The organism is Arthrobacter sp. YN (assembly GCF_002224285.1).
Lineage (GTDB): Bacteria > Actinomycetota > Actinomycetes > Actinomycetales > Micrococcaceae > Arthrobacter.
The window spans coordinates 884,519-897,334 of record NZ_CP022436.1 but is presented as its reverse complement, the minus strand read 5'-3'; the positions used below and the strand labels follow the sequence as shown (position 1 = coordinate 897,334).

The window sequence follows — 12,816 nt, the reverse complement described above, 5'->3', positions numbered from 1 at the left end:
CTTCGAATGCTGGTTGTCCCCGCAATGAGTTTGGGGAGGGGCGCCCAACGCTGGGCTAGGGGGCGAATGCCTGAAACTTCTTGGGGTGGAAAGTTAGGCTTGCATTCGACAACAGCGGTCATCATGGCCAGCGGGTGTGCTGGACCAGGTTGCTGCGGCTGCAGGTGCTGTTGAGTTCTTGTTCACATTGGAAGTGTGCAACGTAACAATGGCAACACGCAAGTAACAAAGCGCCGAACCGTCCACATTTTGAGACGGAGGGGTCTATTGTGTCGCAAATCACAATTCAGCCATGGCGATAAATGAACGCCATTTCATTCGACCGAAACAAGAAATATTCGCCATCCAGTGAATTTTCTTCGGCCAATCGGGCATGATGTGCATCGACATTCCTGTGAAGTACCTTGCTGCGGAATCTCACGATCTGAAACAGTCGTTGTCCAATCGCCGGGGGCCACGTTCGGGAAGTTTCAGCCGAAAATCTGCTACAAGCTGTAGAAACGGGATTATTGAGCCCCATGGCTTCCCGACTCCCACCTCGCTGGTGTTGACTTCACAGCATCCTCACAGGACAGGCAAAGCGGCCGCCAACCCGCAGAACAGAGAGTTGTCCCATGGCCTCCTCGCACTCCATGACCAACAATCTCCCCCAGCTGTCCCACCCGGACGGTTCGCCGATCCGCGCCTTGGTGGTGGATGACGAACCCAGCCTCGCCGAACTTATGAGCATGGGCCTGCGAATGGCCGGTTGGTCAGTAGCAGTTGCCGGCGACGGCCCTGAGGCCGTGAAGCTTGCCAAAGACTTCCGGCCCGACGTCCTGGTCCTGGATGTCATGCTTCCCGGATTCGACGGCGTGGAGGTCCTCAGCCGCATCCGCGCGTTCGCCCCCGAAGTTCCCGCGCTCTTCCTCACCGCCAAGGACGCCGTGCAGGACCGCATCGTTGGCCTGGCTGCCGGCGGCGACGACTATGTCACCAAACCCTTCAGCATGGAGGAAGTCCTCCTGCGCCTCCACCGCCTGGTCCAGCGTTCCGGCGTGGCCGCCATGGACACTGCCGAGCTGGTGGTGGGCGACCTCACCCTGAACGTGGACACCCGCGAAGTCACCCGTGCCGGGGAGGATATTCCCCTCACCACCACCCAGTTTGAGCTTTTGCGCTACCTCATGGAGAACCCTAAACGAGTGGTCAGCAAGGCACAGATCCTCGACCGTGTGTGGGACTACGATTTCGGTGGACAAGCCAACATCGTGGAGCTCTACATTTCCTACCTACGCAAGAAGATCGAAGCAAACCACCCCCCGATGATCCACACCATCCGCGGTGCCGGCTATGTCATCAAGCCTGCGGACTAGGCGTTGAGCACCCTTTCAGGAGTGGCCAAAAAGTCACACCGCAGTTGGCTCAGCCCCTCCACGTGGCACCTGCGCACCCGGCTGGTCCTGGTCGCCATGGCCTTGCTGGTCGCCATTTGCGCTGCCGTAGGAGTAGTCAGCTACGCCTCCATGGACATGGTGTTCAACAAGCAGCTCGACAGGCAGCTGGAGCAGGCGTCAAGCCGCGCGACCAGCTTCGGCAGGCCGCCGTCGAACTTTCCGTCCTCCCCCTCCGGAAGGCCGGACCCGCTGGAAGCGCGCGGACAGGCCGCTGGAACGCTGAACGCACGGATCGATGGAACAACCGTTGTCAATCCAGGCGTTATTGAGGCCTCCGGCAAGCGGGCCGAACTCTCGGCGGACGACAAACAGATTCTGCTGTCGTTGCCCCGGGACAACCGGCCTGTGGACCGATCGCTCTCCTATGGGGATTACCGGCTCGTGGCTGTCGAAACTGCCGGCGACGTGATCGTGACGGGGCTGCCTTTGGCGGACAAGCAAAGCGCCGAGGCCTCGCTGGTGTGGACCATGGTGTTGGTGTCGCTCGGCGGACTGGTTGTGATCGGCCTCGCGGGAACAGTAATCATCCGGCGGACCATGCGCCCGTTGGAGCAGCTCTCCGAGGTGGCCACCAAAGTTTCGCGCCTCCCTCTCGACGCCGGTGAGGTGGCACTTGCGGTGCGGGTCCCGCCGTCGGCCGCCCATCCCGGAACGGAAGTCGGCAGCGTAGGCCATGCCCTCAACCAGATGCTGAACAACGTCTCCAATGCCTTGGAAGCCCGCCAGGAAAGCGAAACCAAGGTGCGCCAGTTCGTCGCGGACGCGTCGCACGAACTCCGAACGCCGCTTACGGCCATCCGCGGTTACACCGAACTGCTGAGGATGACCGAGGACTTCACCGATGACGGCCGAAAGTCGCTGGCACGCGTCCAGAGCCAGTCTGAACGGATGACCACCTTGGTGGAGGATCTGCTGCTGCTTGCCAGGCTGGACGAAGGCCAGCCCCTCAAAATCACGGACGTGGACCTCACCCAGTTGGTGATTGAAACTGTCAGCGACGAGAAAATCATGGCACCGGACCACATCTGGCAACTTCAACTGCCTGAGGAACCCGTCACTGTCCGCGGCGACGCTACGCAACTGCACCAGGTCCTGGCCAATCTTCTCTCCAATGCCCGTAAACACACGGACGCCGGCACCACAGTGGTCACCAGCGTCATGCTCTCCGCCGACGGCAGCCCTGTGGTGACCGTAACGGACAACGGGTCCGGCATTCCAGAGGATTTCCAGGGCCGGATCTTCTCCCGCTTTGCCCGCGCCGACGCCGCGAGATCGGGGTCTGAGGGCACGTCGGGGCTGGGCCTGTCGATCGTCGAATCCATTGTGGAAGCGCACGGCGGAAGCGTTGAAGTGACGTCCCGTCCGGGGCGCACGGAATTCGCCCTTCGATTCCCTGCCGTCGCCACCGAATAGATGTAACGAACTCGGCAAGGCGACTCACCGGCGTCGTGATCTCTGTTACCTAAATGTGACTTCTGCGATTTCCTCCTGTACCGTCGAAAGGGTGGGTCGCCCCAACTGACCCACATCCGGGATGCGCCGAGCTCTGCCACTTCCCGGAGTCCGTACTTACTCCGAGGCAGAGACGGGGGACCCAGAGTCTCCGGGCCCAGGCATTTATGCCGGACCCTTGGGGTGAAGCCGCAGCGTGATGCGCGGCCGGATGACCTCATCCGAACCCGACAGCTAACTCCGCAGGCGCTGAGAGGTAATCACACATGTCTGAATTCAATGACCAGACGCGCCCTTCCGCGCGTCACCGCGATGAGCACAACGCCCCGTTGACCAAGTCGCAGGCTGTCCTTAAAAACGCTGCCCGCCAGGGTAAGTCCGGCCACCGCATGTCGGTTGTTGCCGGTGTTGTAGCCGCTGCGCTGGGCGTTGCATCGCTCGGTACTGCTGCCAACGCCGCCCTGACCCTTCCCGAGGTCAGCCGCGTTGCAGAGACCCAGGCGAATGCCCAGGTCAGCAACAACAAGACAGCTGAAATCTCCGCTTCCTTGGATGCAGCCGCCGCAAAGGGCGCCGCTGACAGGGCTGCCGTGGACAAGGCCGCTGCTGAAAAGGCTGCCGCCGAGAAGGCCGCAGCGGACCAAGCCGCTGCTGAAAAGGCTGCCGCCGAGAAGGCCGCGGCCGAACAAGCCGCTGCTGAAAAGGCCGCCGCTGACGCTGCAGCCAAGCAAGCCGCCGACGCCGCAGCTGCCGCCGCCGCTGCCGAAGCTGCAGCTGCTGCAGCCGCCCCGAAGGCCGTGGACGATCCCGCCGCCGCCAAGGCCTACGCTGCCAGCATCCTTGGCAACTATGGCTGGAGCGCCAGCGAAATGACTGCGCTGAACACCCTGTGGGAGAAGGAATCCAACTGGAAGACCACTGCCACCAACGCTTCCAGTGGTGCTTACGGCATTGTCCAGTCGCTGCCGGCTACCAAAATGGCGACTGCCGGTGCTGACTGGCAGACCAACTACCAGACCCAGATCAAGTGGGGCCTGAACTACATCAAGGAACGCTACGGATCCCCGTCGGCCGCCCTTGGCTTCCACCTGGCAAACAACTGGTACTAAGCCAGACTGCTTGATAACCGCGCCGGTTCCCGCCGTTCGCACCAGTACACACTGGAGCGGATGGCGGGAACCGGCGCGGTTTTCGCGTTACACAGACTCCGGTTCTGCCCCCACCGCTCCCCGGACGGCAGCGATGGACGCAGCAACATCCCCTGCATCCGTGGTCCAGTTGCTCACCGAAATCCTGAGAATTTCACGGCCACGCCAGGAGGACCCGGACATCCACACCGCGCCCTCGGCCATCAGCCGTTGCGTGACACGGTGTGTGCGGTCATCACTGCCGAAGCTCACCGATACCTGCGTGAACACGACGTCGTTGAGCACCTCGACGCCCGGGATCGCGGCGAGCCCCTCGGCCAACGCGCGGGCGTTTGCAGCGAGCCGCTCCACCATGGAGATCACCCCGTTACGGCCCAGTTGCCTCAGCGCCGCCCACACAGGGATGCCCCGGGCACGGCGGGACATCTCAGGCACTTTCTCGAAAGGATCTCCCGGACCGGCATCCGTGGCAATGAGGTAACTCGTGTGAACACTGAAAGCACGCCTCAAGGCTTCCGGCCTCGCGACGATTGCCAAGCCACAGTCGTAAGGAACATTCAGGGTCTTATGGGCATCCGTGGCCCAGGAATCTGCTTCTTCCACTCCGGCCAGGCGGGCCCGCAGCGTCGGGCTGACAGCGGCCCATAAACCAAAAGCGCCATCCACGTGCACCCAGGCTCCGCGATCGTGGGCCACGGCTATGGCTTCCTCCATGGGATCAAAGGCGCCGGAATGCAGGTTGCCCGCTTGAAGGCAGACCAGCGACGGTCCGGGCTGCTGATCCATGGCCTCGGCAAGCGCGTCGGGGAAAATTCGTCCTTCGTCGTCGGCGTCTACAGGGACGCACGCCCCCAAGCCGAGATACCGCAACGCCAAATCCACTGCGGCGTGGCGCTCCCGGCCTGCAAAGGTGGTGATGCGCGGGGCGCCGGTCAGCCCAAGAGCCTCCAGGTCCCAGCCTGCCTCGTCCATCAAGTGTTGGCGCCCGGCCGCAAGTCCCACGAAGTTCGCGGTGGTGGCACCAGTAGTGAATCCAACGTCGGCACTTGCAGGAAGGTGGAGAAGCTCCAGCAGCCACGCGGCGGCCGATTCCTCAACGGCGGCTGCCGCCGGTGTGGCGAATCGAAGCCCGGTGTTCTGGTCCCACGCCGAAACAAGCCAGTCTGCGGCCATGGCCGCGGGCAGGGTTCCGCCCATGACCCACCCAAAGAACCGTCCGGACTGGATCGCCATGAGGCCCGGTTCAGCCAGCGCGGCGAGCTCATCAACTACCTCAGCGGCATCGGTGGCTTCGTCAGGCAGACGCGGCAGGATGCTCTTGGCCACCTGATCGGCATCGGAGGACGGGCGGACTGAACGTGTGGGGACCGACGCAAGCCAATCACCGGCGTGGACCATGGCCCGCTCCAGTGCAGCACCGTACGCCTCCGGCATCGCAGACATGCGCACAGCCTACGCCCGGATCATCTCTCTTGGAACAGTCTTTAACCCGGCGGTATTAAAGGGTCAGCGTGAGGAGGTGCCCGCCGTCGTCGTCCTTCACTGCGGTGACCGTCACGGCCGAGTAGTCCGGGATGCGCCACATGCCGTCTTCAAGATGACCGGCGTCGCCTACTACCACGGTCCGCATCCCGGCGGCGCGCGCAGCAGCGATCCCGGCAGGCGCGTCTTCAAAAACCACGACGTCGGCAGGGTTGGCTCCCAGGAGCGCCGCCGCCTTGAGATAGCCCTCCGGGTGCGGCTTGCCCCGGGTGACGGACTCCGCGGTGACGGCGGTGGACGGCATGGTGAGCCCGGCCGCCTGCATGCGGATATCAGCAAGGATGCGGTCTGCTGAGGTGACCAAGGCAATGGCATCATCGGGAAGGCCGGCCAGCAGGGCTTCGGCACCGGGAAGCGCGATCACGCCATCGGTCCGGGAGCGTTCCATCTCGCCAAGTTCAGCGGTCAAAGCTTCGAAATCAGCGCCGGGGGGCGCATAGCGGCGCACGGTATCGCCGGCTTGGACGCCGTGGGAGGTGCGGAGGATTTCGTTGTAGTCCAGGCCGTAGCGCTCGGCGAATTCAAGCCAGACCTGCTCGACCACCGCCGTCGAGTCCACCAGCGTGCCGTCCATGTCGAAGAGGACGGCGCGGACGGTCAGCACGGGTGCGGCAGGATGGGTCATGGTTCCATCCTGCCGCACGCGCATGGGGTGGTGCTGAAGTGTGACTTAGCCGTTCGGCCGCTGTGGGAGGTACTGCACCGCCCACTGGTTGCCGTCAGGGTCAGCGAAGTAAACGAAGTGACCCCAGTCCTGGACGTCGACGTCGCTGACCTCCACGCCGTTGGCCTTGAGGTGCTCGTGGGCCTTGTTGATGTCCGCCACCACCACTTGCAGGTTGGGCGCAGAACCCGGAGGGGCGTCGGTGAGACCTTCACCGATGGCGATGGAACACGCCGAACCCGGAGGTGTCAGTTGCACGAAGCGGATGCCGTCCATGGGACGCTCATCGAAATCGGCGTTGAAACCAACCTTGTTGACGTAGAAGTCCTTCGCGCGATCGACGTCGGAGACAGGGACAAATACCAGTTCAAGTTTCCAGTCCATGCGCCACAGGCTAACGGTCTGGTTTGGAAACCGGTAGGGGTCAATCGTTCCCTGTGAAGATTAGCCGGCCACGCCGTAGAGGCGGTCGCCGGCGTCGCCCAGACCGGGCACGATGTACGACTTCTCGTTGAGCTTCTCGTCAATCGAGGCGAGGACAATGTTCACATTGGCGTCCGCGAGTTCCTCTTCCAGCTTGGCCAGACCCTCGGGAGCGGCAAGCAGGCAGATGCACGTGACGTCAGAGGCGCCGCGCTTGAAGAGGAACTTGATGGCCTCGCGCAGGGTGCCGCCGGTAGCAAGCATGGGGTCCAGGACAAAGATCTGGCGTCCGGTGAGGTCCTCGGGGAGGCGCTCGGCGTAGGTGATGATGTCCAGGGTTTCTTCGTCGCGGGCCATGCCCAGGAAGCCCACCTCGGCGGTGGGGACCAGCTTGGTCATGCCCTCGAGCATGCCCAGGCCTGCGCGCAGGATGGGGACCACCAGCGGCGTGGGCTTGGTGAAAGCCGTGCCGATGGTCTTGGTGACAGGGGTCTCGATCTCCACTGGCTGCGTCTTGACCTCGCGGGTGGCTTCGTAGGCCAGGAGGGTGACGAGTTCTTCAGTGAGTTGCCGGAAGACCGGTGAAGGGGTGTTCTTATCCCGCAGAACGGTGAGCTTGTGGGCGACCAGCGGGTGGTCCACGACGAGTGTGCGCATCCCCCAAAACTATCATTGAGACATGAGCGCCACCGAGCCGTATCACGCAGACCACATGGCCTGGATGGGCCTTGCCCTGGACGAGGCCCGGTTGGCGCTGAAAACGGACGACGTACCGATCGGCGCCGTGGTGTTGGGGCCCGACGGCGGTGTGCTGGGTTCCGGACGCAATGAACGGGAAGCGCATGGGGACCCGACCGCCCACGCGGAGGTGGTTGCAATCCGCCAAGCTGCTGCTTCCTTGCGCCTTCGCGCCCAGGCTATAGGCGCCTCGGGCGACGGTTGGCGGCTTGAGGACTGCACCCTGGTGGTAACCCTGGAGCCGTGTGCCATGTGCGCCGGGGCCATCGTCCTGGCCAGAATCCCCCGCGTCGTGTTCGGTGCGTGGGACGAAAAAGCGGGAGCGGTGGGGTCGGTGTTCGATATCCTCCGCGAACGCAGGCTCAATCACTGGGTGGAGGTCTATGCGGGCGTTCGCGAAGAGGAATGCGCGGCGCTTCTCAGGGAATTCTTCGCCTCGCATCGGGAGGCCGGCGGGGAGCACCGCCCGGTCTGAATTTGCCGTGTCTAGCCCTACCAATAGGGAGCAAGCCATGTCTGTCAGTTTCAACCACACCATCGTTTACGCCAAGGACAAGCACAGTTCCGCGGAATTCCTGTCCCGAATCTTTGGGCTTCCGAAACCGCAACCCATGTGGTCCTTCGTCACTGTTTCGTTGGAGAACGGCGTAGCGCTGGACTTCCTTGAGACTTCCGGGGACATCGTCCCGCAGCATTACGCCTTCCTGGTCAGCGAAGAGGAGTTCGACCAGATCTTCCTGCGCATCACTGCGGAGCACATTCCCTATTGGGCGGACCCTGCCCGTTCCCGCGCAAACCAGATCAACCACAACGACGGCGGCCGTGGAATCTACTTCTGCGATCCGGACGGGCACTTCCTTGAGGCGATCACCCGGCCGTACGGTTCGGGTTGAGTTGGTCCTCGAAGGCGTCAGCCTCCGGCTCGGGAGTGAGGGTGGCTGCGGCGGGCGCGGTGGCGGTCATGCGCCCATTCTGCACCCTCGGACGCTGCTACGTGATGGCTTTCAGGACCGTCTCGGCCGTGGTGTCCCAACCTTGTAGATGCTCGCGGGCTTGGAGGGCGGTGTTGCGCCAGCGCTGCTGCAGGGTGGGGTTGGTGAGCCAGACGCGGAGTGTCATTGTCAGGTTGTTGGGGTCGCTGAGGTCCAGCGCCGCACCCGCTCCTGTGTCACCGAGGGCCTCGACTGCCCCGGTCCCCTGCCGGACAATCACCGGGACGCCATGGGCCAACGATTCCGTGACCACCATGCCGAAGGATTCTGATCGGGAAAGAAGGACGCTGAGGTCGGCCTTGTGCCACTCCTCATCGAAGGCGTTGCCGGTCAGCTCGCCGGTAACGCTGATGCGGTTGTGGAGCCCGTAATGCTCGACGGCGGCCCTCACCTCAGCTGCGTACATCGGGTCTGCGTCCTCCGAGCCTATGAGGGCGGCAGTCCACGGCAGATCCGTTATCTGGCTGAGGGCCTCTACCAAGAGTGTTTGGCTCTTGTTCGGCAGCAGCGCGGCCACGGCTACGATGTGCCGTGGCTGCGACCCCTTGGCGGGGCCTGCTTCGTCGGCCCCGGGCGTGGCGATGACTATATCCTGCGTCCCGTGCTTCGTCTCAAGCTCAACAGCGGCGTGGGCACTCGGGCAGATGATCCCCGTCGCGGCAGCCAGCGCCTTAGCCTCAAGGTCATGGTGATCCGCCAACGCCATGTGGGACAGGATCCAGACTTTGGTTCCTTTACCCGCGGCACCGGCGACCTCCTCCGGTGCCCCACTCGCCACCAAGCCGTCGGCAATCACCGTTGTGCCGCCGTCGAGCATGTCACCGAACCGCTGCCGGTCCGCCGGGCTCCCAACCGGCCAATCGCCGTCGACGATTACAGTCTCGACGTCCGCGCCCAAGGCGGTCAGATGCTCGGCGAGCTTGGCGTTGTACTTGTTCCCGCCGGAGCCGTGCCGGACGTTCCCCGGGACCATGAAGCGGATGAGCACCTACTTGACCGGGAGCTCCAGCGAGTAGCCGGCCCAGGCGTCAGGGTTTTCACGGAGGACGACGTCGATGCCGGTGAGGGCCGGGCCATCATCCGTGTCCTGGATCCGGGTGGCCATGGCGTCGGCGATGTGCTTGGCCAGAGCCTCCGTGGTGGAGAGCTTGCCCTTGAATGCCGGGTGCTCATCGAGGTTCTTGTAGTTCAGGTCCTCCAGGATTTCCTCAAGGATGCCGCCCGCTGCGCCAATGTCCAGAACGATTGCGTCGTCATTGAGATCCGGGCGGCGGAAACTGACTTCGGCCACAAACGTTGCACCATGGAGGCCCTGGGCCGGGCCGAAGGCTTCGCGGGGAAGGCTGTGGGCGATCATGAAGTGGCGTCGGACGGTCAGGCTGAACATGTACTAATCCTCCGGGGTGGGATAGGCGACCACGTGGCAGAAACCGCCGGGCCGTTCGAACAATTTAACGAGTGTGGTGGGCAGATTCCGGAACTGGCATTCGCTGGTCAGGAACGTGTCGAACAGCGGGTCTTTCAGTTCTCTTGCCGCTTGCTCGAGTCGTTGGGCGTTGGTGCGCCTGTGCCGTCGAGGGAGGGCCACTGCGCCCACCTGGCTGGAACGGATGTTCAGGCGGCGTGCATGGAAGTCCTCGCCGAGCGGCAGGGTAACTTCCTTATCGGCGAACCAGGAAAGCTCGATGACGTCGGAGTCATCGCCGGCCAGTTGCAGGCTCAACTTCAGGCCGTCGTCGGACGCGGAGCAGTGGAAAACGATGTCGTTGTCATCCTTGGCTTCTTCCGGTTCGGCGAATTCGATGTTGATGGTTTCCGCCAGCTTTCGCTTCTCCGGATCCGCATCCACCAACTGCAAGCGGCTCAGCGGATACTTCCGCAGCAGCGTCGCCAGGACGCCGCCCACCAAACCACCACCGACGACGGCGACACGGTCACCCAGCCTCGGTCCGGCTTCCCAGAGGGCGTTGATGGCGACCTCAACGATGCCCGTGAGCACCGCGCGGCGAGCAGGGACGTCCTCGGGGATTGCGGTGAGCTGACTGGTGGGGATCACGTAAAAGTCCTGATGGGGATGCAGGCTGAAGACAGTTCTTCCTACCCACTCTTCCGGCCCTTGCTCGACCGTCCCCACACTCAGGTAGCCGTACTTCACAGGGCCCGGGAAGTCGCCCTCCTGGTGCGGGGCCTGCATGAGGTCAGCCACGCGCTCCGGGACGCGGCCTTCGTGGACCACGCGCTCCGTGCCCCGGCTGACGCCTGAGTACAAGGTCCTGACGAGGGCTTCACCTTCCTGCCTTGCCGGCAGGGCTTCCTGCCGCAGCTCACCATCGCCCGTCTCAGTGACCCAGTAGGCGTGGGCTTCGTGCCCTTGTTTCCGTTCGTGTTCCTGCGAAATCGTCATGATGCTTACGAATCTATCGGTGCGGAGCGGCGGACGGAAGTTGGCGTGGATTGAAGGGTGTGCCACCTGCCTTTTGAGGTGGGTCCAGAGGGGCTCGTTTTGGGGAACGGGGCCAATCTCGGGTAGCCTATTTCAGTTGGTGACGTGTCCGAGCGGCCGAAGGTGCAACACTCGAAATGTTGTTTGGTGTAAAAGCCAACGTGGGTTCAAATCCCACCGTCACCGCCAATGAGAAAGGCCCTGCTTCCCTTTGTTTATGAGGGAGGCGGGGCCTTTCTTCATGTCCGGACTAGGCGGCTGCCCAAATTTTGCCCACACGCGGCTGTGAAACCGCGTGATCCAGAGCGTCTGAAACTGAGACCAGATCCCTATCAAACAGGTCTGCGTAGACATCCACAGTCATAGCTGCTGAACTGTGGCGGACCATCTTCATAACTGGCTTAACGTTCGCGCCGGAAGAGACCGCGAAGCTCGCCGCGGAGTACCGAAGGTCATGAGGTGCAATGCGCGGGATCCCGGAACGCTTCACAGCACTGGCAAACCAGCTCATATTGTCCTGATGGACTCTCCCAAGCTGCTGGCTGCTGCCCACTCTCGCCGGGTAAGCCCAGATCCTCACGGCCTTTGCCCTCGCATTGCACCGCTAGGCGGTCTGCCAAGAATCTAGGGAACGGCACCGTGCGCCGTTTGTGGTTCTTCGGCGTCCCAATTTCGATGACAGACCCGAACCTCTTCAGCGACCTGCTCAATGGTCAGGAAACGCGGGCTAGCTCATCGTCATCAGACAAAAGGAGAACGTTATCAACAGTGAGAACGACTGGTGACCGACAGCCTGGGCTCAAGAGCGGTGCTCGGCGTGACTACGCCGAGGTGTTATTGCGGAAGCCGGTCGTTCGGCATAAACACCATCACCGAAAGTGTGGTCAGCAATATTCCCCCGCTGATACCCCGCCCGTCAGCGAGGGTCGAAGCGCCGACCTTCCGCCTTTGATGGCATCAACGCCAGGACGAAAACAATCAGACCGCCAACTAGGGGAACAAGTCCAACGAGCGCGAGCGGACCTGCCAGATTTGCGTCATGCAGTCGGCGCCATAGCAACGACAGCTGAGGCACTAACAGGGCAAGCCCCAGAACAACGACGAGAATGAATCCAACTACCATCAGACTGCCAGTCGGGGCGTTCACAACCCCAGGAGCGGCCTCATAGAACACTTCTCGCCCGGTAGCTGGATCGAAACCCATGGACTGCACATTAGGGTTCTGCTGAGCCCAGGCAATACTAGCCATGAGCCCGACGGTCGTCACGAGGTACGGGACCACCATCACCAGGAAAGCGAAAAGCTGACTCCACCAGAACTCACTCCGCGAGGCGCGACCCGCGAACTTCGTATATTTGGCAAAGAACCGCTTCACTGACTTGCCAAACGACGCACCATAGAGAGGACCACCAAGCCCGCCCAAATCTGTAACCTCTGCAACGCCTCCGCCGGCAGGATCAACAATCTTCATATCCATCTGTCTTCATGTCCTTCCCAGAAACTGTTTATAAAAACCAACAAACAACTATCTTCCAAACGCAAATGTTCCGCGTCGCAATATTCTCATCCGTAGAAGGTATTATGAATGAACAGAACGAATAAACCACTGATCAGAAATGGAAACCTCACGCGCCCAGAACCTCCCGCGCTCCCGGTTAGGCCCGCCTTGACTCGAGCCATCCCAGCATCCCGTCCCGACCCTCGAAAACTGATGCTCGGCAGTGCGCTACTCACCTAAAGAATCCACTCTCACCCAGCACTACCACGGCTAGAATTGTTTGGAAGGAAATACACACCAGAATGGTAGCTGGGCCCGAATACGAACCAGCGCACGCGCCTGGCCACGAGTAGGATGCGCCCCCAATACCCGTTCAGAAATCCAAAACATGAGTATAGCCACTGCGGACAGTAGTAGAAGTAACAGTGCAGGAATGGACCTGCCGCGATAAGCCACTTGGGCACTTACCGGAGTATTCAT

14 protein-coding genes, 1 tRNA gene and 1 riboswitch are annotated in these 12,816 nt (G+C 62.2%); of the genes, 6 read left to right on the top strand and 9 right to left on the bottom strand.

From position 1 onward, the window contains the following. Nucleotides 1–614: 614 nt before the first annotated feature. From CGK93_RS04205 to CGK93_RS04195, 3 genes are all read left to right on the top strand, one after another. Nucleotides 615–1,355 (top strand): response regulator transcription factor, encoded by a 741-nt coding sequence (locus CGK93_RS04205; protein ID WP_089593733.1) that lies wholly within the window; start codon nucleotides 615–617, stop codon nucleotides 1,353–1,355. Nucleotides 1,356–1,358: 3 nt separating this feature from the next. After that, on the top strand, nucleotides 1,359–2,849 hold the full coding sequence (locus tag CGK93_RS04200) for a sensor histidine kinase (RefSeq protein WP_089593732.1): 1,491 nt from the start codon (nucleotides 1,359–1,361) through the stop codon (nucleotides 2,847–2,849). Between the two features lie 138 nt (nucleotides 2,850–2,987). Then, nucleotides 2,988–3,149, top strand: a riboswitch (cyclic di-AMP (ydaO/yuaA leader). 5 nt (nucleotides 3,150–3,154) lie between these two features. Further along, complete coding sequence (locus tag CGK93_RS04195; protein WP_089593731.1) at nucleotides 3,155–3,997, top strand: hypothetical protein; 843 nt, start codon at nucleotides 3,155–3,157, stop codon at nucleotides 3,995–3,997. An 87-nt stretch (nucleotides 3,998–4,084) separates the two neighbouring features. Here the strand turns inward: CGK93_RS04195 and CGK93_RS04190 are convergent, their stop codons facing one another. The 4 genes from CGK93_RS04190 to upp are packed head-to-tail and all read right to left on the bottom strand — an operon-like array spanning nucleotide 4,085 to nucleotide 7,322. Continuing rightward, nucleotides 4,085–5,479, bottom strand: a complete 1,395-nt coding sequence (locus CGK93_RS04190) for a pyridoxal phosphate-dependent decarboxylase family protein (RefSeq protein ID WP_089593730.1) — start codon at nucleotides 5,477–5,479, stop codon at nucleotides 4,085–4,087. A gap of 55 nt (nucleotides 5,480–5,534) precedes the next feature. Beyond that, a complete protein-coding gene (locus tag CGK93_RS04185; protein ID WP_089593729.1) occupies nucleotides 5,535–6,203 on the bottom strand; it encodes an HAD-IA family hydrolase in 669 nt (222 codons plus the stop codon). 45 nt (nucleotides 6,204–6,248) lie between these two features. Then, complete coding sequence (locus tag CGK93_RS04180; protein ID WP_089593728.1) at nucleotides 6,249–6,626, bottom strand: glyoxalase superfamily protein; 378 nt, start codon at nucleotides 6,624–6,626, stop codon at nucleotides 6,249–6,251. A gap of 60 nt (nucleotides 6,627–6,686) precedes the next feature. After that, nucleotides 6,687–7,322 (bottom strand): uracil phosphoribosyltransferase, encoded by a 636-nt coding sequence (gene upp / locus CGK93_RS04175; protein WP_089593727.1) that lies wholly within the window; start codon nucleotides 7,320–7,322, stop codon nucleotides 6,687–6,689. Between the two features lie 22 nt (nucleotides 7,323–7,344). On the opposite strand from upp, the gene CGK93_RS04170 reads away from it, so the two are divergent. Both CGK93_RS04170 and CGK93_RS04165 read left to right on the top strand, forming a co-directional pair. Next, nucleotides 7,345–7,878 (top strand): nucleoside deaminase, encoded by a 534-nt coding sequence (locus CGK93_RS04170; protein WP_089593726.1) that lies wholly within the window; start codon nucleotides 7,345–7,347, stop codon nucleotides 7,876–7,878. Nucleotides 7,879–7,915: 37 nt separating this feature from the next. Continuing rightward, nucleotides 7,916–8,296, top strand: a complete 381-nt coding sequence (locus CGK93_RS04165; RefSeq protein ID WP_089593725.1) for a VOC family protein — start codon at nucleotides 7,916–7,918, stop codon at nucleotides 8,294–8,296. A gap of 97 nt (nucleotides 8,297–8,393) precedes the next feature. On the opposite strand, the gene CGK93_RS04160 is transcribed toward CGK93_RS04165, so the two are convergent. From CGK93_RS04160 to CGK93_RS04150, 3 genes are all read right to left on the bottom strand, one after another. After that, nucleotides 8,394–9,212 (bottom strand): glycosyltransferase family 4 protein, encoded by an 819-nt coding sequence (locus tag CGK93_RS04160; protein WP_089597184.1) that lies wholly within the window; start codon nucleotides 9,210–9,212, stop codon nucleotides 8,394–8,396. 171 nt (nucleotides 9,213–9,383) lie between these two features. Next, nucleotides 9,384–9,782 carry a 6-pyruvoyl trahydropterin synthase family protein gene (locus CGK93_RS04155; protein ID WP_089593724.1) on the bottom strand — a complete coding sequence of 133 codons (399 nt, stop codon included), beginning with the start codon at nucleotides 9,780–9,782 and terminating at the stop codon, nucleotides 9,384–9,386. A 3-nt stretch (nucleotides 9,783–9,785) separates the two neighbouring features. Further along, the gene (locus CGK93_RS04150) at nucleotides 9,786–10,799 is read right to left on the bottom strand and encodes a zinc-dependent alcohol dehydrogenase (protein ID WP_089593723.1); all 1,014 of its coding nucleotides are present in this window, start codon (nucleotides 10,797–10,799) and stop codon (nucleotides 9,786–9,788) included. A gap of 138 nt (nucleotides 10,800–10,937) precedes the next feature. Here CGK93_RS04150 and CGK93_RS04145 point away from each other — a divergent pair. Further along, a tRNA-Ser gene (locus tag CGK93_RS04145) sits at nucleotides 10,938–11,027 on the top strand. A 61-nt stretch (nucleotides 11,028–11,088) separates the two neighbouring features. Here CGK93_RS04145 and CGK93_RS23450 read toward each other — a convergent pair. Together CGK93_RS23450 and CGK93_RS04135 are read right to left on the bottom strand one after the other, a co-directional pair. Continuing rightward, the gene (locus CGK93_RS23450; RefSeq protein ID WP_157731601.1) at nucleotides 11,089–11,349 is read right to left on the bottom strand and encodes a tyrosine-type recombinase/integrase; all 261 of its coding nucleotides are present in this window, start codon (nucleotides 11,347–11,349) and stop codon (nucleotides 11,089–11,091) included. A gap of 405 nt (nucleotides 11,350–11,754) precedes the next feature. Continuing rightward, on the bottom strand, nucleotides 11,755–12,315 hold the full coding sequence (locus CGK93_RS04135; RefSeq protein ID WP_089593722.1) for a DUF805 domain-containing protein: 561 nt from the start codon (nucleotides 12,313–12,315) through the stop codon (nucleotides 11,755–11,757). Nucleotides 12,316–12,816 lie beyond the last annotated feature (501 nt).